This is a genomic window from Pseudomonas sp. 21615526, from assembly GCF_013386245.1.
GTDB lineage: Bacteria > Pseudomonadota > Gammaproteobacteria > Pseudomonadales > Pseudomonadaceae > Aquipseudomonas.
Map to the genome: position 1 here is coordinate 1 of NZ_JACAOM010000097.1, position 18,403 is coordinate 18,403.

Below are 18,403 nucleotides of genomic sequence, written 5' to 3' on the forward strand. Positions count from 1 at the left end.
CGGCCTGATCCAGCAGGAAACCGGGTTTGATGGCCGGCGTACTGCCTATGTCTACGACCTCGCCGGGCATCTGCTGGAAAAGACCGAATACGGCGATGACGGCAGTCAGTTGGTTACTGGCTATCAGCGGGACAGCGCCGGTCGCCTGGTAAGAAAAACCCTGCCCGACCGCAGCATTGTCGATTACACCTACGACCGCCTCGGCAACCTTATCAGCGTCGACGACGGCCACTGGCCGCTGCATTACGAATACGACCTGCAAAACCGCCTCACCGCCGAACACCAGGGCTGGGGCACGTTGCGCTACCGCTACGACGAATGCGGGCAACTTAACTACCTGCGCCTGCCCGACAACAACCGCCTCGCTTTCCACCACGAAAAAGGCGGCGACCTCGCCACCATCGAACTCAACGGCAACCTGCTCACCTCGCACCTGTTCAAATCCGGCCGCGAACATCAGCGCCAGCAAGGCCAACTCCTCAGCCACTACCACTACGACGACCAGGGCCGCCTGCACGCCCACGCCATCACCCAACAGGAACAACGCCACCAGCGCCGCCAATACAACTACGACAAACGCGGCAACCTCACCCGCATCCTCGACACTCGAAAAGGCCAGCACGACTACCACTACGACCCACTCGACCGCCTGACCCGCGCCAACCACTCGCACGACCTGCAGGAACGCTTCGTCCACGACCCGGCGGGCAACCTGCTGATGCAAGACCGCGTCGGTCCGAGCGTCGTCAAAGGCAATCGCCTGTTGATGCAAGGTGACCGCCATTACGACTACGACGCTTTCGGCAACCTCCTGCGGGAACGCCGGGGTCGGGCGCAGCAGTTAGTTACCGAATACAGTTACGACTGCCAGCACCGACTGATCAGCGTCACCCAACCGGACGGCACCCAGGCCAGCTATCGCTACGACCCGTTTAGTCGGCGTATTGCCAAAACGATAAAAAGCCAAACCACCGAGTTCTTCTGGCAAGGCGACACGCTGATTGCCGAACACAGTGCTGATCACCACCAAAGCTATATCTATGAACCCAACAGCTTTCGCCCATTAGCGCTGCTGAAAGGCTACGGCCCGGAAGACGCAAAACCCTTCCACTACCAACTCGACCACCTGGGCACCCCACAAGAACTCACCGCCTCCGACGGCGAAATCGTCTGGTCCGCGCACTACCGCGCCTACGGCCAAATCGCGAAGCTGGACGTCAACACCGTTACCAACCCGCTGCGCTTCCAGGGCCAGTACTTCGACCCGGAAAGCGGGCTGCACTACAACCGACATCGCTACTACAATCCGGATATTGGCCGCTACCTGACGCCCGATCCGGTGAAACTGGCGGGCGGGCTGAACGGATACCAGTACGTGCCCAACCCGACGGGGTGGGTGGATCCGTTGGGGTTAAGTACCTGTCCGGGAGGGGATGGGTGTAAACCAAGTGCAGGCGTAGAAAAACCGACTGCGAAAGTTGATGACAGCGAGCCGCCTCTACCCAAACAAACGCAAGCCGAGCGCCGGACAAAAATTGACGAGCTAACGGAGGCAAATGCAAAAAGGCGGGTATTAGAATTTGAAAAGAAATACGACATGCATACTGTAGTCAAGCATGGACCAGAAATACCGGGCAGGGCTATGAAGCAACGTGCGATAGATGGAACTAACCCAACCAATGGCAAAAAAGGAAAAATAAGTTCAAGCTCTCAATTTAAAAGTTGGAAAGTGCAGCTTCATGCAATCAATAAAGCTTTGTATAAGATGCAGGGTAAAAATCCTTCATCTACAGGTTTTGACAATGAAGGCAACCCAGTAGTCGTTATGGAGTTACCAAGAGCAGGACATGGATACAGGCCGAATAGTAAAGACAAACAAAATCCAAAATATTCGGAAAATATGAACAAAGCCGAAGTCCGGTTTGACAAAAACAACGTCAGCCGCCCCTTTACCGCATTCCCTGTGAGATAACAATGTTAAAGGTCCCATTTATAGATGCACCCTATGAGCCAAAGCTCTCTCACATACTGGGAGCGCTTTCGATATATGATCAAGAAGAAACTAAAGGCGAAGTACTTTGGCAATACAACCCTAACGACCCTGAGGATCGAGAAAAAATCATCAAGTCATTTATTTTAAAAGATCTTGAATATTTAACTTACAGACACCGACTTGTTTTAATTTCCGTTCTGAAAAAGGCACTTGAAAACCCCAGTACTGATTTTTCAAAAGAATTTGAAAGCGATCACGACAAACATATAACAATGGCTTGGGATGAAACAGAGATAGATGAGCCGCGAGTTTTTTTTGAAGAGATTTATAGATTAGCGAGCAATGATTGGGAGGAGGAACTTCAAAAAGCGAGCGTTGAGGATCGGTCTACTTGGTAGTTCTAATATTTTTAGCGCCTACCAAATCGACATCGCAGGCAAGCCAGCTCCCACAGTTGAGCTGTGTACGTCAATGAAATGCCTGCCCCCCCTATCCCACCTGATGCAACCGCCCAGCCCGAAAATCCTTCGGCGACACTTCAAACTGCTTCTTGAACGAGCGACTAAAGTGCGCCGAATCCGTAAACCCCCATTTATACGCAATCGACGTAATCGACTCACTGATGCAGAGACCGGCCAAATCAAGCAGTTCAGACATATCAGAATGAAAGACTTGCAGAACAACGAGATCCTTGACGAAAAAGGAAAAGTTATCCTTACTAGAGAGTATGAGTACACTCGCAACGACGGTTCAAAAGTTGTAATTCAAGAACATAGTGCCGGACACACGTTTGGGGCACCTGGCGGTATAGGTGATCAAGGCGCACATTTCAATCTGCGCCCAATCAGCAATACTCGAACTGGAAAACTGCCTGGCGCATACGATCACTACTACTTCGAGGTGAAAAAGTGAAATTCTGGAACGATTTTGACGGAAGCATTTTATTCAACAAAGTGTTCACTACCCCCATACCCATTGGAGAAATCACTTTATTCTCAGTAGACATCAATAACGATCACTCACACATCCACATAGCATTTGACATTTCTGAAGTCCCTGACAATCCACCTTTAAAATGGGTTACAGCAGGATTCAACACTTGCAGATTAGGGTTGAGTTGCGGCGGCCTTAGCGACGTACTAATAAAAAATATACCCAGCACTCAAAAAATGAAACTCACCATCGAAAAGCATGAAAGCTATTTTTTGGTTCGTGCTCAATCATCTAAGTCTTTGATCGAACTCAAAACTAAACATCCTTCGCTTTGCGGCCCATCGGTCTATACAAGTGCCCCTGAATCAGCATGCTATTAGTAAGGATCTAGCTAGCAACAGAAACGACTACGATGCTAAATACAAAACCAAAAACAGCGCCTTATCACAAATTTGACAACATAAAAAAACAAAATCTAGAAACCCTAATTCATGAGTACCTCACTCAAGTCGAAAAGGCGACCATTTTACTTGAACAAACGTTCGGAACAAAAAACATACTCCAGCTATGGCGCAGCAAAGAAATCCCGCAACGCGGGAGGATCACTGACAACATCTCCTACGAACTACACGGAATTGGCTGCAGAGTCGATTTTTCCGGAGTATGTATCGATTTCGACTATGGCCCAGACGAAAGAGTGGACGGCTTCGACCCATGGCGGCTTTACATTTACGCATGCGAATTACCACACCGGTACAAAAAGTACACCAACCAGAACACTCTCAAACTAGAATTCAATAATTATGTAGCGCAAGGAAAAGCACAAAAAATCACTGACTCCATGTCCAACCTATACTTCCTGAATCCTTGACCCTGCTCACCCCCTGACCAGCTGTCGCCAGGCGAACATTCGAGTTTACCCAGCGTAAAACTCACTCTTTCGCGGTAAACACTCCCCCTCAACTCCACGCCACCACCAACAACCCCGCCCCCAACACCAAACATAGCGGCGAGTAAAAAAATGTATCCAGCCGCGCAAACCGCGACCCGCCGACCTTCTTGAAAAAACCCACCAGCTCTGAATCCCCAATCGCCCGGGCAAACATCACCAGTGCTACTGCACTAATCCCCCACTGCAACGCATGGTTGGACACCGGCTCGAAATACAGCCCGGCCCGCAAACACACCAGCACCGCAATCGCCACCAACCCCACACCCACCAGCAACGTTCCCAGTGCCGACGGCTTGAACGCCGGTCGCGGCCCGCTGGCGAATTCACCCGGCAGCTGCGGAATAGCCGCCGTCACACCCAATTTGCCGCCGGCCGCCCAGTACAAATGCACCAGGCTGATAAAGCCAAAAACCCCGACGATCCATCGCGCGACTAAAAAGCTCATGGCTGGATATCCTTGGAAAAGTCCGAGAGAGGATAGCCCTCTTGAGATTTTTTGCAGGCAATTCGTCGGCGGCTGATGGTAAAGTGCCGCCCCATGAAACTCGCCCGTACCGACCGCTCGCTCATTGCCTGGATGCTCTACTGCTGCGTCCTGTTCAATGTGTTCGCCTGCAGCATCGGCCACGGGCAAATGGTCGGGATGCAGCTCAACGGCATCGGCGGCCAGTTCTGTACGGTGGACCCGCGCACCCAGGCGCCGGCGCCTTACAAGTCCACCGATGAATCCCTGCCCACGCTCTCGAAAGCCTTCGGTTGCCCGCTGTGCTCCACCGGCGGCATGGGCCCGGCGCTCAACTCCAGCCTCAACGTGGCGGTGCTTCCGCAACCCCATGCGCCGCCGCCCGCCATCGTTGCCAGTGCCGACATCCCTGCCCGCTTCACCTGGCCTGCGGCTAATCCGCGCGCCCCGCCCGCCTTCGCCTGATACCTGCGCTTTTCTGATTGGCCCACGCGGCTGCCTCCCCCGGGAGTGCGGACGGCACTGGGTTGTTTTCAAGCCAAGTTTTTCAGGATTCAACCATGAAACATTTACCCCTTTTGGCGGGCCTGTTCGGCTGCCTGCCTGTCAGCACCTGGGCGATTGAGCTGGCACCGACCACCATTGATGGCGAGCAAACCGGTGATGCCGGCCTGGCCCTGGATCAGTCCAGTGGCATGGCCTCGCGCCTGGGGCTGAGCGTGCGGGAAACCCCGGCGTCCATCAGCATTGCCAACCGCAATGACATCGAGCGCCGAGGCGCCAAGACCTTCCAGGACGCGGCCAATACCCTGCCCGGGGTCAACGCCAGCGCGCCGCCGGGGTTTGGCGGTTTCATTTCCTATCGAGGGTTTACCAGCAGCCAGATTACCCAGATGTTCAATGGCGTCGCGGTGTCCGGCGGCCTGGCTCGCCCCGTGGATGCGTGGATTTATGACCGGGTCGAACTGGTGGGCGGGCCCTCCTCGCTGATCAACGGCGCCGGCTCCGTCGGTGGTTCGCTGAACTACGTGACCAAGCTGGCCACCCGTGAGGAACAGGCCGCCGAAGGTCAGCTCACCTATGGCAGCTACGACACTGCCGGAATGGCCTTCGGCCTGAACCACGCCCTGACCGAGCCGGGCGCCGATGTCCAGCATTACGCGCGCCTGGACGTAAGCCGCAACACCAACCACACCTATATCGATCGCCAACAGCGCGATGCCTGGAGCGTGGCGTTTTCCCTGCTGAGTGATTTCACCCCGAACCTGTCCCACACCCTGGCCCTCGAATATCAGGACGAACACGAGGACAGCCCCTACTGGGGCACACCGGTGCTCAACCCGAAGTCGGGCGAGTTGAAGATCGACAAACACAACCGCTTCAACAACTACAACGTGGCCGACGGTCGTTATGAGCAACGCACGATCTGGGTGCGCTCGATCATCGACTACCGGATCAATGACAGCACCACGCTGAAAAATACCCTCTATCACCTCGACAGCCAGCGCGACTATCGCAACCTGGAAACCTACCAGTACAACGCCGATAACAGCGCGGTGAATCGCTCGACGGCCTATCAGGTGCGGCATCAGGGTGAGCAGAACGGCAACCAGTTCGAGCTGCGCCATGACGACACATTCTTCGGCTTGAGCACGACCTGGTCGGGCGGCTTTGAGTACAAGGTCAACAGCACCACCAACAACCCGTTGAACGTATCCGCCAAAAACACGGTGGACCCGAACAACTACGATCCGGGGCATTTCTATGATCTTCCCGGCACCAAGCCCGGCTTCGACCCGGACAAAACCAACGCCGTCACCACCAAGGCGTTGTTTGTCGAAAACCGCCTGGGTCTGACCGACAAACTGTCGCTGCTCACTGGGCTGCGCTACGACGCGATTGACCTTGAGGTCACCAACCACCGGGACATCACCGCCAGCAATCCCCGGCACGTCAAGCGCAGTTGGGAACCGGTGACCGGGCGCATCGGCCTGACGTATCAGTTCATTCCACAAGCCAATGTCTACGTGCAATACAGCACCGCCGCCGAACAGCCGAGCACCACCACCCAGGTGTTCGACGTGTCCACCGGCAAGCAATGGGAAGTGGGCAGCAAGTTCGATTACCTCGACGGTCGCGGCTCCGCCACGGTGGCCGCCTACCGGATCGAGCGCAAGGACTTCGCCGTCACCGACCCGCTGGACCCGACCAATAGCATTCCGGTGGGCGCGCAGACGTCCAAGGGTATCGAGCTGGCCAGTTCGTTGCGGGTCACGCCCAAGCTATTGCTGGAGGGCAACTATGCGTGGGTCGATGCCGAATACGAGGACTTCAACGAGAAAACCGCCAGCGGTGCCGTGGTGTCGCGCAAGGGCAATACGCCGACCAATGTGCCCAGGCAGGTGGGTAATCTGTGGCTGACCTATGACTTTGCGGAGGATTGGCAGGGAGGTGTGGATGCGCGGTATGTGGCGTCGGTGTACGCCGATAACGCCAACACCCTGACGGTGCCGGCCTATACCTTGTTCGGGACGTTTTTGACTTACAAGGTGGATCAACACACCTCCGTGACGGGCCGGGTGCGCAACCTGACCAATGAGGTGTATGCCGAGTTTGCCCATGTGTCGCCGGCGTATTACCTGGGGTCGCCGAGGACGTTTGAGCTGGCGGTGCAGACGAAGTTCTAAAGCGCAGCAAGTTTCAAGGCAAGAATGAGGTCAGTGTGGGAGCGGGCTTGCTCGCGAAAGCGGTGAGTCAGTCAATACAAATGTTGGCTGAAAAACCGCTTTCGCGAGCAAGCCCGCTCCCACATTTTTGATCGCAATCGGGCTGTTATATCGGTGTTACTTCAGGCTGGCTTCGACCTTCTGCGCCACATCCTCAGTCAGCCACGCCTTCCAGACTTCCGGATGATCCTTGAGAAATGCCTGGGCGACCTCTCGCGGCTGGCTGTGCTTCTCGCTCATTTCGGCCAGCGCCTTGTTCAGCGGCTCGATCGGAAAGTCGACCTTGGCAAAGAACTCGGCGATCTGCGGATGCTCCTTCTGGAACGGCGTGGACACTCCGATGCTCAGCTTGGAGGCCAGGGAACGTGTAGGTTTCGGGTCAGGATTGTCTGCATCGGTCAGCGTTTTCCACGCCTCGGCATCAAATGGTGGCTCTTCCAGCTGGATCAGCTTGTAGCGCCCCATCAACGGTGTAGGCGACCAGTAATAGAACAGCACCGGCTTGCCCCGACGGATCGAGGAAGCAATCTCGGCATCCAGCGCAGCACCCGAACCACTGCGGAAATTCACATAGCTGTCGTCAAGCCCATAGGCCTTGAGCTTTTGCTTGTTGACCACTTCCGAGGTCCAGCCAATCGGGCTGTTGAGGAAACGGCCCTTGCTCGGTGCTTCCGGGTCCTTGAACACGTCCTTGTAGCGCGCCAGATCCTTCACGCTGCGCAGGTCCGGCGCGAGGGGCTTGATGCCTTTGGCCGGGTCGCCCTTGACCACGTACTCCGGCACCCACCAGCCTTCAGTGGCGCCCTTGACGATATCCCCAAGGCCCACCACTTTGCCTTCGGCCTCGGCCTTGACCCACACCGGGCTGCGGCCGGCCCATTCTTCGCCGATCACCTGGATGTCGTTTTTCGCCAGGGCGGTTTCCAGGGTGATGGTGGTGCCGGGCAAGGTGTCGGTGGGCAAGTCATAGCCCTTTTCGACAATCACCCGCAGCACCTCGGTGATCAGGCTGCCGCTTTCCCAGTTCAGGTCGGCAAAATGAATCGGCGCCTGGGCCGCTGATACCGGCAGCGACGCCACCGACAGACTCAGGGTCGTCAGTGAGGCTGCCAACAGTGCTCGAATTCCTTTCATGCTTTGCACCTCATGCCTTACAGCAATCGCGAATGGCTTTGCTGTAACACCGCGAAGCCTCTGAATACTTAAGTCAACTCAACTGTAGTAGAGGTTCCGGGGAACATGGCAGGTTGCCGGTTTTTACGCAGGATTGTTCAGCCGCTGCAACTCGCGGCGCACCATGCTGGCGAATTCGGCGGGCTTGAGTTCATACAGTTGGCCGGCGACCCAGCTCAACCAGGCGCCCTGTAACTCGGCCTTGCGGGCAAACAATTGAGCCGCCGTGGCTTGGGCATCGAGCAGGTGGTGCTCGTGGAACTGCGCCCTACCCTGGCTCATTACTCGCTGGCCTTGAAGGTCACGAGTTCACCCTTGCGCCATTTGGCGGCCTTGCCGGTGACGGCCTTCAGGGTCTTGGTCAGGCCTTCTACCAATTGCTCATTGGCGGCAAACACCAGCATCACGCTGTGGCCTTCCTTGAACACGATGCCCTGGCCTTCGGCCGAGGACACAAAGGCGTAATCGCCCAGGCCATACACCGTCAACTTGATATCGCGAAACTTCAGTTCGAACTTGCCGCCTTCGCGGCTGGGCAATACAGCGGCCCGGAAATGATCACCGACCTTGAGTTCCAGGCGCGGTTTGTCGTCTACCACCAGTGCCGCTTCGGTATCGATCTCGGCGATATAGATACCTTCAGGTGTCTGCTCAGTGACGTAGACGAAACGGGATTGAAACTGCTTGACCAACTTTGCGCGCAAATCACCCAGCACGAATAACGCGTGCATATCCAGATTACTGACTGCCAAGGAAACGCCCCCACATCAAAAGGGTGCTGTCCGCCCAAGCGGGCAGCACAAAAAAACGGCCGGAAACGGCACGATCACACAACAAATCCACTGATAAAAACTGAAGAAGATCACGCTGCCAGGCCATGAGACTAGTACAGGCGTGCCCGACGCACCTTACGCAGGTCGCCAGGCGTTGCAGGAAATCACAGGTTTAACGACCAGAGAATACTGGCCGACCCACTTCAGACAATAACCCTTTAAAAAATGCAGTTTCCGACATCCAACACAGAAACTAATGCTTTGGATGGAACCGGACGCCGGACACTGACGACAATACTAAAACAGCAACACAGGTCAAAACCACTCGAAATACTGCGAGCGGGTACGCAATGTCGATCGACAGGAGCTGATTATGCAACGACCTCAACCGATTGCCACACCTTCGAACACAGGTTCATCTTTTATCGATGACGGGGAATTCTACTCCCTATACACCCACGACAGTTGCCTGCATTCGGCGCTCTATCGGGTAGTCCCCGCCGGGAGAAACTTTTTCCATATCCTTGAAGTGCCCAGTGGGCGGATCAAAGGTTTTCGCAGCGGCCATAGCCAGGCCTGCGAACTGGCCCGACAGCTGGAAGCCATCCTGCAAGCGCCACACGGCTGAGGCGCGGCTGGCGTTTCGTCATCTGGTTGACTTTACTGCGCCGCCAGCGCGTAACAACTGCCATACTGGTCCGTCCATTGAGATTTGTGCCCTTGCGGTTCAGGTTTCATCAGCGCAATTACCTCCAAGGGAAGGCTATACGTGACGGAATTTGATATTGGCGAATTTTTCATCCATGGCGAAGCCAGGGAAGTAGACGGTGAGTTCCAGGCCGTGATTGTGATGCGGGCCAAGGCTCCCCTGACCACCGTGACGACTCACCAGGTAGAAAAGGACCGCTGGTTCAAAACCGTAGACGCTGCCAACACGGCTGCCAAGGAAGCCGCAAAAGCCCTTAAGGCCGCCGTTGATTCCGGCGCGCTGACCTCCTGATTACCCGGCGCGACAATCCGATCGAACTCTGTCCCGCAACAACCCTCCCATGCATACGATGATCAGCCCGCATGGAGAACGATATGGAAGCGCAGACCTACACCCTCGAAGACCTGTTTGAACAACTTGGACTGGAATCGTCCCCCGAGGCGATTGACGCCTTTATCGGCAAACACACCCTGCCCAATGACGTAAAGCTGATTGACGCGGATTTCTGGTCACCGCAACAAGCCCAATTTCTTAAAGATGAACTGCGTGAAGACGCAGTCTGGGCAATTGCGGTCGATGAGCTGAACCAGCGCCTGCACCAGCAACCCTGAGCCTTCAATGCAGGCTGTCTGACTGCTCCAGGTGCAACAGCGCCTCCCAGGCAGCCCTGCACTCTTCAGCCTCATCGCGGCTGGCGAACGCCGTGCCGCGCTGCTCGCCATTGAGCAACACTACCCAACAGGCCTTTTGCCCCAGTGCACGCAGGGTGGGCGGTACGCCACTGCCAATCATCACAGCCACGTCGACTTTGGTTTGCATGGAGCGCCTCCGGAAAATTAGTTAGCTGGCTAACAATGTTTGCCATGCTACGGTTTTCTTCCAGTTGGAAAAAGCTATCCCCGGAATAGCTCCCTTGCATAACCTGCAACAATCCCCCGCTGAATCAGCGCCCCTCGGGTTTGTAGCCCAGGCGCAAGCCACCCCAATGCCGGCCATTGACCGTGATCGGCACCGACAGATCGTGCATCAACTCCCCGGTATCGCGAGTGTAGGTCTGCAACAACACCGCCTGCTGGTGGCTGCCGCAGCGGATTCCCGTGCGGTCTTCAAACTTGCGCTTGGTACGATTTTGTACCGCGTCCACTTGGGCATCGCCGGTCAACGCTTGGGAGAACACCTTGTTGTGGGTTGGCACATAACCCTGTGGCGTGCAGGCGATGGCGAATACCAGGCCCTCATGCCGGGGCAACAGGGCTTCCTGGATGGCCGGCAGCACCTGGTCGGTGTAGCCGTCAAAACGCGTGTGGTACTTGCTTGGCCGCGTGTTGGGAATGGCGGTATAGCTGCGGTCGAACAGGTCATCGAGGCTGATGCGGTTTTGCAGGACGTCGGCTTCAAACTGCGCGGCAATGCGGCTCGCGCCTTCGCGTGCCAGGTCATAGATGCGCTGGTGGTAGTCGTCCAGGCCGACCTCGGCGAGGCGTTCACTGATGGTTTCGGCCTGGCCTTCCATTTGTACGGCGGCGGCAGCCAACTGTTGGGTCTGCTGGTCGCTGACGGTCAAATCGCTGCGCATCTGCTCCACCGCATGGAACAGGCTGTCGAGTTGGGCCCGGTTGGTGTCGGTGCCCTGGGCGATTTCATTGACCTGGCCTTCGACATCAGCTGCCAGGCTGGCAATGCTGTCCAGTTGCTCGCCGGCGTGCTCCACCTGCTCTACACCGGATTGCAGATCGGCCGACAATTGCCGGATCTGCTCCACCACCTGGGCGGTACGCTGCTGGATATCCGCCACCATCACCCCGACTTCATCGGTCGCCGTGGCGGTTCGCCCTGCCAGGCCACGCACCTCGTCGGCGACCACCGCAAACCCGCGCCCATGCTCACCGGCCCGAGCCGCTTCAATCGCCGCGTTCAAGGCCAGCAGGTTGGTCTGGCTGGCGATCGACTGGATCACCAGGGTGACGCGCTGGATTTCTTCGCTGCGCTGGCTCAAGGCCTCGATCAATTGACGGCTGTCGTTGGCGCGCTGGCTGAGCTGGTGCATACGGGTGATGGACTGCGCCAGCACCTCGCGCCCTTCGGTACTGCGCTGATGGGCCTGGCTGGCCGCACCGAGGGCCTGGCGGCTCAGTTGCGAGGTGATCTGCTCGGTGCCGATCATCACTTCGGCACTGCTGACGATCTGCTTCGCCGCGCCCAATTGAGATTGCAGCCTGGCCGCCAGTTGCTTGACCGAATAGGCCACGCCGGCAGCAGACAGTGCGTTATGGCTGGTGGTGTAGGACAGGTCGCGGGTCAGCTCGCCGATCGCATCGGTGGCTTCGGACGCGGCAACGCTGGGGGTGCGATGTGTCAGGCGAGGTAGCCAGATCAGTAGCAGGGCCACCGGCAGGCACAGGTAAATCGAGAGTTGGGCGAACGCCAGGCCCAGCAGCAACAGCACCAGGGCGGTACTTTGCAAGAGCGGCGTCAACCAGCCGGGCAACTGTCGCGCCACCACGGGTGGTGACACTGCTGCGCCCATGAGAGATCCGTCTCCAGCCATGTTCGTTACCCCACTGCTTGTCGTTATTGTGACTGCATTAGACGCCACTATGTGGCCATTATCCATGGGCCTTTAGTGGGGGGCTTGCAGCAGATCAATAAACGGGGGGAAACGGCTGTTTTCTGCTGGGAACCGGGTAACCCGGCTCCAGCAGTTCACCGCATCAGGCTTGACGCTGGTGCTTGTCGATTTGCTCGTGGCGTTCTTGCGCTTCGATGCAGTACTTGGTGGTCGGGCTGATCAGCAGGCGCTTGAGGCCGATAGGCTCGCCGCTGTCGTCGCACCAGCCGAAGGAGTCTTCCTTGATACGGCCCAGGGCCTGCTCAAGTTGCGGCAGCATGCGCTGGTCGCGGTCGATGGCGTTCACCAGCCAGGTGCGCTCTTCTTCGACAGAAGCAGCGTCGGCCGGGTCTGCCGGGGTGTCCAGGCTTTCAATGGCGATGCGGTTCTGCTCGATGCGCTCGTGGTGTTCCACTTTCATGTCCTGCAACAACTTCTCGAAAAAAGCGTGCTGCTCGGCATTCATGTAGTCATCCGCCGGCATGGCCAGCAACTTTTCCTTTGTCATTGATTTCTCTATAAAAAATACGTGCATTAAGGCGAATAAGGGAGCGTTCCGGCCGACCTCTGCAGGTCTCGGAAAGGCGCCGTCCATTTCAAGCGCCACCCGGCACTCAATTTACGAGGGGCGGCAGTCTAAGGCCGACTTGAGGGCTCAGCAACTGAAATGACAGGCATTTTTTCCAAGATAACCCGCAAAGGCACCAGGACGGGCTCGGCGAATGGTCATCGGAGTGCGTTTATAGCAAGAAATTCAGTGTTGTGGAGCTATATAGAAGACAAACGGTTAAATGTGGGAGCGGGCTTGCTCGCGAAGGCAGTGTGTCAGTCACTGAATGTTTAACTGATACACCGTCTTCGCGAGCAAGCCCGCTCCCACATTTTGACCGATGCGGCCTTGAGGAACGTGTCAGCGCTTGAGTTTGCGCTTGTTGCGATACTGGTCGATCACCACCGCCACCACGATGATCAGGCCCTTGATGATGTCCTGGATGTAGGCATCCACGCCGACGAAGGTAAACCCGCTGGCCATCACGCCGAGGATCAACGCGCCGATCACGGTGCCGGTGATGCGCCCTACCCCGCCCGCCAGGCTGGTACCGCCGATCACCGCAGCGGCAATCGCGTCCAGCTCATAGGACATGCCCATGCCCGCCTGCCCGGTGGCCGCCCGTGCCGACGCCACTACACCGGCCAGGCCTGCCAGCAGGCCGGCGATGCTGTAGACGATGATCAGGTGGCGCTTGACGTTGATGCCCGAGGTGCGCGCCGCCTGCATGTTGCCGCCGATGGCGTAGGTGTACTTGCCGTACTTGGTGTAGCGCAGGGCGATATGGAAGATCACCGCCACCACCAGGAAGATCACCACCGGCATCGCGCCGTGGCCGATGGCCGTGTAGGAGTCCGAGAGCATGCTCACCGGCTGGCCTTCGGTGTAGTAACGCGCCAGGCCACGGGCCGAGACCATCATGCCGAGGGTCGCAATAAACGGTGGAATCCCGGTGACCGCAATGATACTGCCGTTGATCGCCCCCGCCAGCAGCCCCACGCCCAGGCCCATCGCCACCGGTATCCACACCGGCAGGTCAGTCAATGACGGAAACACCGCACGGGAAAAGTCGGAAGTCTGCGCCAGGCTGGCGGCGATCATCGCCGACAACGCCAGCACCGAGCCCGAGGACAAATCGATACCGGTGGTGATGATCACCTGGGTCACGCCAATCGCCAGCAGGCCGATGATCGAAACTTGCAGGATCATCAATACAAGGCGCTGGGAGTTCATCAGGAAGCTCTGGTCGCGCACGATCCAGCCGAACAACTCAAACACCAGGCCGATGCCAATCAGCACCAGCAGGATGCTCAGCTCGGTGGGCATGCGTCGACGGTGCTTGACCGGCGCCGCAGCGGGCTTCTTTTCCTCGGGTTTGCTTTCCAGTATCGCGTTCATAACCACTCACCTTTTTTATCGCGTTGCGCCGGCCACAACGGGCCGGCGCCGTCTGTTCGTTAGTGGACCGCCGTCATACCGGAAGCCAGTTGCATGACTTTTTCCTGGGTCGCATCCGCGCGGTCCAGGGTGCCCATCAGGTCGCCTTCGTGCATCACCATCACCCGGTCGCTCATGCCCAGCACCTCGGGCAGCTCCGAGGAAATCATGATCACCGCCATGCCTTCGCTGGCCAGGTAGGAAATCAGCCGGTAGATCTCGGCCTTGGCGCCCACGTCGATACCGCGAGTGGGTTCGTCGAGGATCAGCAGCCGTGGGTTGGTCATCAGCCAGCGGGCCAACAGGGCTTTTTGCTGGTTGCCACCGGACAAGGTGTCGATGCACTGCTCCAGCGACGGGGTTTTCACCCGCAGCTTGGTGCACATGTCTTCGCACAGGGCACGCAGGGCTTTTTGCTGGATAAAGCCATTGCCGGAGTAATGCGGCAGCACAGCCATCTCCATGTTTTCCAGCACCGACAGGCAGGGGAACAGGCCGCTGAGCTTGCGGTCTTCGGTCAGCAGCGCGAAGCCCTTCTCGATGGCCATGTGCGGGTCGGTGATGCGCACGGTCTTGCCGTCCAACTGGATCTCGCCGCCGGAGCTTGGGGTGATGCCGAAAATGGTTTCGGCCACATTGGTCCGCCCGGAGCCCATCAGCCCGGCGATACCGAGAATTTCCCCGGCATGCAGGTCGAACGACACGCCCTGGAATACCCCATCCAGGCGCAGGTCGCGCACCGACAGCAGCAGATTGCCGATGGGCTTGTCGCGCACCGGGAACAGCTGGCTCAGCTCACGTCCCACCATCATCGAGATCAGGCTGTCGCTGTCCATGCTGTCGGCCCGCTGCAGGCCGATATAGGCGCCATCGCGGAACACCGCAACTTCATCGGCGATGGCGAATACTTCGTTCATTTTATGGGTGATGTAGATGATGCCTTTGCCCTGGGACTTGAGGTCGGCAATGATCGAGAACAGGTGGGCCACTTCCTTGTCGGTAATGGCGGAGGTCGGTTCATCCATGATCAGGATGTCGGAGTCATAGGACACCGCCTTGGCAATCTCGACCATCTGCCGCTCGGCAATGCTCAGGTTGCCGACGTGTTCCTCCGGGTCGAGGTTGATCCGCAGCCGCGCCAGCAGTTCGGCGGTGCAGCGGTGCATTTCCCGATGGTTGACCATGTGCAGGCCGTTGAGCTGTTCGCGACCGATCCAGATGTTCTCGGCGATGCTCATGTGCGGCATCAGGTTGAGTTCCTGGTGGATCATCGCGATCCCGGCCTTCTGCGCTGCCAGCGGTGTTTCGAATTTGATCGGCTTGCCACGCAAGCGGATTTCACCGGCGTCGGGCTGATAGATGCCGGCGATGATCTTCATCAGTGTCGACTTGCCCGCGCCGTTCTCGCCCATCAGCGCCAGCACCGAGCCGGGGCGCACCCGCAGCTGTACATCGGCCAGGGCCACGACGCCGGGAAAGCCTTTGCTGATGTTGGAGATCTCCAGCAGATAGGGTTCTTCCAGTACCAAGGGCTGGATACCGGGAGGCTGGGAAGCAGTCGCTTGAGCAAACATATCGGGTACTCCGTCAGCAGGGCCGCCGTGGCTGCCCTGCCGGTTTATTGTTGTTATTAAGGGCTACTTGAAGTCTTTGACGTTGTCCGGGGTGATCAGCTTGAACGGGATCACCACGTTCTGCTCGACCGGCTCGTGCCTGGCCATCTTGCGCGCCGCTTCCACCGAACCCACGGCCTGGCCATTGGCGTCCTGGAACGCCGACGCGGCCATGTCGCCCTTGGTAATCGCGTTCAAACCGTCCGGTGTGCCATCCACCCCGGCGATCAACACGGTGCCCGGCTTGGTGCCCGCCGACTTCAACGCCATGGACGCACCGATGGCCATCTCGTCGTTGTTGGCCAGCACCGCGTTAAATTCACGGCCTTGGGTCAGCCAGTCGTTGACCAGGGTCATGCCCTTGTCACGCAGCCAGATGCCGGTCTGTTCCTGCTCGATGGTGATGCCTGGGTATTTGGCCAGGACTTCCTTCACCCCCTTGGTGCGGTTGGTGGTGGAGTTGTTCGCCAGGTCACCCAGCAGGATCACGATCTTGCCCTTGCCGCCGAGCTTTTCGGCGATGTACTGCATTTGCAGGCGACCCGCCTCGACGTCATTGGAGGTCACGGCCACGATGCCTTTGGGCAGATCCGTCTGGTCGGGACGACGGTTGACGTACACCAGCGGAATGCCCGCTGCGAGGGCCGCTTTACTGATATTGGCGGTAGACGCCGTGTCGACCGGGTTGACGATGATGGCGTCGACTTTCTGGCTGATAAAGTTCTCGACCTGGCTCAGTTGCTTGACCACATCGGCGCGGGCGTCTTCGAACTGCAGCTGCACGCCGTCACCCTTGGGGTAGGACTTGGCTTGCTTGTCCATGTCCTCGCGCAGGTAAGTCAGGAAGGTGTCATCGAACGCCGACATGCTCACGCCCACCTTGATATCGGCCGCCGTGGCGAAACCACTGGCGAGCATCATGGACAGGGCCAGCGCGGTAAAACGGATCGGGGTCTTCATGAACGGTCTGTCTCCAATTTCTTGTTGGTTTTGTGGACGTTGCGTTTTTCAGAGCGAAGCGGTCGGCAGTCGAACGATCGGCGCCCCCGGAATGCAGCACACCAGGGAACCCTTGCTTTCGACGCACAGGACATTCAGGAGGGAAAAGTAAAACGGCCGGGCGCGGGGCAGACCGCGAGGCTGGAGGGCAGGACGTAAAACTCGCAGTACAGCGTTGAAGATTTTCATCTGACGGTACCTGGTTGTTTTGATCTTGTTTTTGTCGAGTCGCCCGAATCGAGTCCGAACGTACTTTATGCAACCTGGAATGACTTTATTGGAAAATAATTTCCATATCAACCTGTTTTAGAATTTTATTCTATTTTTCATCCATGAGGCTCCATAGCCGCCATTTCCACTACCTGCTGGCGCTCTGAACTCAGGCGCGCGGCGTCCAGTACGCGGGTGGTTGCCAGCGCATCCAGGACGTTCACCGGCAACTCGCCGCGGCCTTCCACCGCGCTTTGCAGCTGACTGTAGAACTGATTCCAACGGCCCTTTTCCGACGGCACCCGCTCACGATCCGGCCCCTGCTCGAACCAGCCCCAGCGTCGATGTTCTTCAGCGCCCCAGTGCTCGCCTTCGGTTTTCGGGGTCTTGCCGGCCAGCAGCGCCTCTTCCTGGCCATCCAGCCCTTCGATGGTGTAGCAACCGGCCGTGCCATTCACCCGAAACCGCGGGGCCTGGCTGTTTTGCAGGGCGCTGCCCCACAGGTGTGAAATCACCCCGTTGGCGTGGGTCAGCGATACAAAGAAGCCGTGGTCCACGCTCCGCTCATCGGCGGTGTAGTGCAACTGCGCGAACACCCGGTCCACCGGGCCGAACAGTTGCATGGCCTGGTCCACCAAGTGGCTGCCCAAGTCCCGCAGGAAGCCGCCGCCGCTGGCATTGCCCACCGAGCCCGGGTTGTAGCGCTCCACCCGGGATTCAAAGCGGGTGACGGTGCCCAGGGCTCCGGCGTCGATCAGCTTGCGCACGGTGAGGAAGTCCGAATCCCAGCGCCGGTTCTGGTAGACGCTGAGCAGCACGCCCTGGCGCTCGGCGGCGGTGATCAAGGCCTGGGCCTGTTCGGCATTGCTGGCAAAGGGTTTGTCGCTGACCACCGCCACACCGTGTTCGATGGCCTCCAGCACCAGGGCCGGACGGCCCTTGAGGGTGGTGGAGATCACCAGCACGTCGACACCGGCCTCGGTGATCTGCCCGATACTGTCGAAGGCCTTCACACCGGGGTGATCCGTCGCCAGTTGCTGGCGACGTTCGGGTGACCGTGTCACCACGCCGACAAAGGTCGCCCCCGGCAGGCTGGCTATCAGGGGTGCATGAAATACACGGCCGCCTTTGCCGTATCCAACCAGTCCGATTCGCATACAAATACTCCTTGGTTAATTGTGGCGAGGGAGCTTGCTCCCGCTCGACTGCGTAGCAGTCGCAAGCTTTTGGGGGCGCTTCGCACCCCAGCGGGAGCAAGCTCCCT

General features: G+C 58.0%; 21 protein-coding genes and 1 pseudogene. 10 read left to right on the top strand and 12 right to left on the bottom strand.

The features are described from left to right. Both HX786_RS24590 and HX786_RS24595 read left to right on the top strand, forming a co-directional pair. On the top strand, nucleotides 1–1,972 hold a 1,972-nt coding region (locus tag HX786_RS24590; protein ID WP_178912710.1), incomplete at its 5' end, for an RHS repeat domain-containing protein. 2 nt (nucleotides 1,973–1,974) lie between these two features. Further along, nucleotides 1,975–2,391, top strand: coding sequence for a hypothetical protein (locus HX786_RS24595; protein WP_003214727.1), 417 nt, complete (start codon nucleotides 1,975–1,977; stop codon nucleotides 2,389–2,391). A 91-nt stretch (nucleotides 2,392–2,482) separates the two neighbouring features. Here the strand turns inward: HX786_RS24595 and HX786_RS24600 are convergent. Continuing rightward, nucleotides 2,483–2,611 (bottom strand): annotated as a pseudogene (locus HX786_RS24600) (helix-turn-helix domain-containing protein); the annotation flags it as partial. 45 nt (nucleotides 2,612–2,656) lie between these two features. Here HX786_RS24600 and HX786_RS24605 point away from each other — a divergent pair. From HX786_RS24605 to HX786_RS24615, 3 genes are read left to right on the top strand one after another with little or no spacing between them, the layout of a single operon-like run. Then, a complete protein-coding gene (locus HX786_RS24605; RefSeq protein WP_178912711.1) occupies nucleotides 2,657–2,905 on the top strand; it encodes an HNH/endonuclease VII fold putative polymorphic toxin in 249 nt (82 codons plus the stop codon). Nucleotides 2,906–2,946: 41 nt separating this feature from the next. Further along, nucleotides 2,947–3,306, top strand: coding sequence for an Imm50 family immunity protein (locus HX786_RS24610; protein ID WP_372847395.1), 360 nt, complete (start codon nucleotides 2,947–2,949; stop codon nucleotides 3,304–3,306). A 32-nt stretch (nucleotides 3,307–3,338) separates the two neighbouring features. Beyond that, entirely contained in the window at nucleotides 3,339–3,797 is a 459-nt protein-coding gene (locus tag HX786_RS24615) for a hypothetical protein (protein ID WP_178912713.1), read from the top strand. Nucleotides 3,798–3,885: 88 nt separating this feature from the next. On the opposite strand, the gene HX786_RS24620 is transcribed toward HX786_RS24615, so the two are convergent. Beyond that, complete coding sequence (locus HX786_RS24620) at nucleotides 3,886–4,323, bottom strand: DUF3995 domain-containing protein (RefSeq protein ID WP_003214721.1); 438 nt, start codon at nucleotides 4,321–4,323, stop codon at nucleotides 3,886–3,888. Nucleotides 4,324–4,416: 93 nt separating this feature from the next. Here HX786_RS24620 and HX786_RS24625 point away from each other — a divergent pair, with 93 nt between their 5' ends. Next, nucleotides 4,417–4,806 carry a DUF2946 domain-containing protein gene (locus HX786_RS24625; protein ID WP_003214719.1) on the top strand — a complete coding sequence of 130 codons (390 nt, stop codon included), beginning with the start codon at nucleotides 4,417–4,419 and terminating at the stop codon, nucleotides 4,804–4,806. Nucleotides 4,807–4,901: 95 nt separating this feature from the next. Next, nucleotides 4,902–7,028 carry a TonB-dependent siderophore receptor gene (locus HX786_RS24630; protein ID WP_178912714.1) on the top strand — a complete coding sequence of 709 codons (2,127 nt, stop codon included), beginning with the start codon at nucleotides 4,902–4,904 and terminating at the stop codon, nucleotides 7,026–7,028. Between the two features lie 156 nt (nucleotides 7,029–7,184). Here HX786_RS24630 and HX786_RS24635 read toward each other — a convergent pair whose 3' ends face one another. The 3 genes from HX786_RS24635 to HX786_RS24645 all read right to left on the bottom strand — a co-directional run bounded on the left by HX786_RS24635 (nucleotide 7,185) and on the right by HX786_RS24645 (nucleotide 8,971). Continuing rightward, nucleotides 7,185–8,201, bottom strand: a complete 1,017-nt coding sequence (locus tag HX786_RS24635; protein WP_008437166.1) for an ABC transporter substrate-binding protein — start codon at nucleotides 8,199–8,201, stop codon at nucleotides 7,185–7,187. Between the two features lie 123 nt (nucleotides 8,202–8,324). After that, the gene (locus HX786_RS24640; protein WP_178912715.1) at nucleotides 8,325–8,522 is read right to left on the bottom strand and encodes a hypothetical protein; all 198 of its coding nucleotides are present in this window, start codon (nucleotides 8,520–8,522) and stop codon (nucleotides 8,325–8,327) included. Continuing rightward, nucleotides 8,522–8,971 (bottom strand): hypothetical protein, encoded by a 450-nt coding sequence (locus tag HX786_RS24645; protein ID WP_003214715.1) that lies wholly within the window; start codon nucleotides 8,969–8,971, stop codon nucleotides 8,522–8,524. Before HX786_RS24645 ends, HX786_RS24640 begins: the two co-directional genes overlap by 1 nt. A 415-nt stretch (nucleotides 8,972–9,386) precedes the next feature. On the opposite strand from HX786_RS24645, the gene HX786_RS24650 reads away from it, so the two are divergent. From HX786_RS24650 to HX786_RS24660, 3 genes are all read left to right on the top strand, one after another. Next, on the top strand, nucleotides 9,387–9,641 hold the full coding sequence (locus tag HX786_RS24650) for a hypothetical protein (RefSeq protein WP_177008200.1): 255 nt from the start codon (nucleotides 9,387–9,389) through the stop codon (nucleotides 9,639–9,641). A gap of 141 nt (nucleotides 9,642–9,782) precedes the next feature. Beyond that, complete coding sequence (locus HX786_RS24655) at nucleotides 9,783–10,013, top strand: hypothetical protein (RefSeq protein WP_003214713.1); 231 nt, start codon at nucleotides 9,783–9,785, stop codon at nucleotides 10,011–10,013. Nucleotides 10,014–10,096: 83 nt separating this feature from the next. Beyond that, entirely contained in the window at nucleotides 10,097–10,333 is a 237-nt protein-coding gene (locus tag HX786_RS24660; RefSeq protein ID WP_087694069.1) for a DUF2789 domain-containing protein, read from the top strand. A gap of 4 nt (nucleotides 10,334–10,337) precedes the next feature. Here HX786_RS24660 and HX786_RS24665 read toward each other — a convergent pair whose 3' ends face one another. From HX786_RS24665 to HX786_RS24695, 7 genes are all read right to left on the bottom strand, one after another. Beyond that, nucleotides 10,338–10,541 (bottom strand): hypothetical protein, encoded by a 204-nt coding sequence (locus HX786_RS24665; protein ID WP_003214710.1) that lies wholly within the window; start codon nucleotides 10,539–10,541, stop codon nucleotides 10,338–10,340. A gap of 124 nt (nucleotides 10,542–10,665) precedes the next feature. Beyond that, nucleotides 10,666–12,336, bottom strand: coding sequence for a methyl-accepting chemotaxis protein (locus HX786_RS24670; RefSeq protein ID WP_372847385.1), 1,671 nt, complete (start codon nucleotides 12,334–12,336; stop codon nucleotides 10,666–10,668). A 97-nt stretch (nucleotides 12,337–12,433) separates the two neighbouring features. After that, nucleotides 12,434–12,838: a TraR/DksA C4-type zinc finger protein gene (locus HX786_RS24675; RefSeq protein WP_003214706.1), complete on the bottom strand. Its 405-nt coding sequence runs from the start codon at nucleotides 12,836–12,838 to the stop codon at nucleotides 12,434–12,436. 402 nt (nucleotides 12,839–13,240) lie between these two features. Next, nucleotides 13,241–14,278: an ABC transporter permease gene (locus tag HX786_RS24680; protein ID WP_003214704.1), complete on the bottom strand. Its 1,038-nt coding sequence runs from the start codon at nucleotides 14,276–14,278 to the stop codon at nucleotides 13,241–13,243. A 59-nt stretch (nucleotides 14,279–14,337) separates the two neighbouring features. Beyond that, complete coding sequence (locus HX786_RS24685) at nucleotides 14,338–15,891, bottom strand: sugar ABC transporter ATP-binding protein (RefSeq protein ID WP_008437161.1); 1,554 nt, start codon at nucleotides 15,889–15,891, stop codon at nucleotides 14,338–14,340. Nucleotides 15,892–15,954: 63 nt separating this feature from the next. Further along, the gene (locus HX786_RS24690) at nucleotides 15,955–16,890 is read right to left on the bottom strand and encodes a sugar ABC transporter substrate-binding protein (protein WP_003214701.1); all 936 of its coding nucleotides are present in this window, start codon (nucleotides 16,888–16,890) and stop codon (nucleotides 15,955–15,957) included. A gap of 365 nt (nucleotides 16,891–17,255) precedes the next feature. After that, a complete protein-coding gene (locus tag HX786_RS24695) occupies nucleotides 17,256–18,296 on the bottom strand; it encodes a Gfo/Idh/MocA family oxidoreductase (RefSeq protein WP_178912717.1) in 1,041 nt (346 codons plus the stop codon). Between the last annotated feature and the right edge of the window lie 107 nt (nucleotides 18,297–18,403).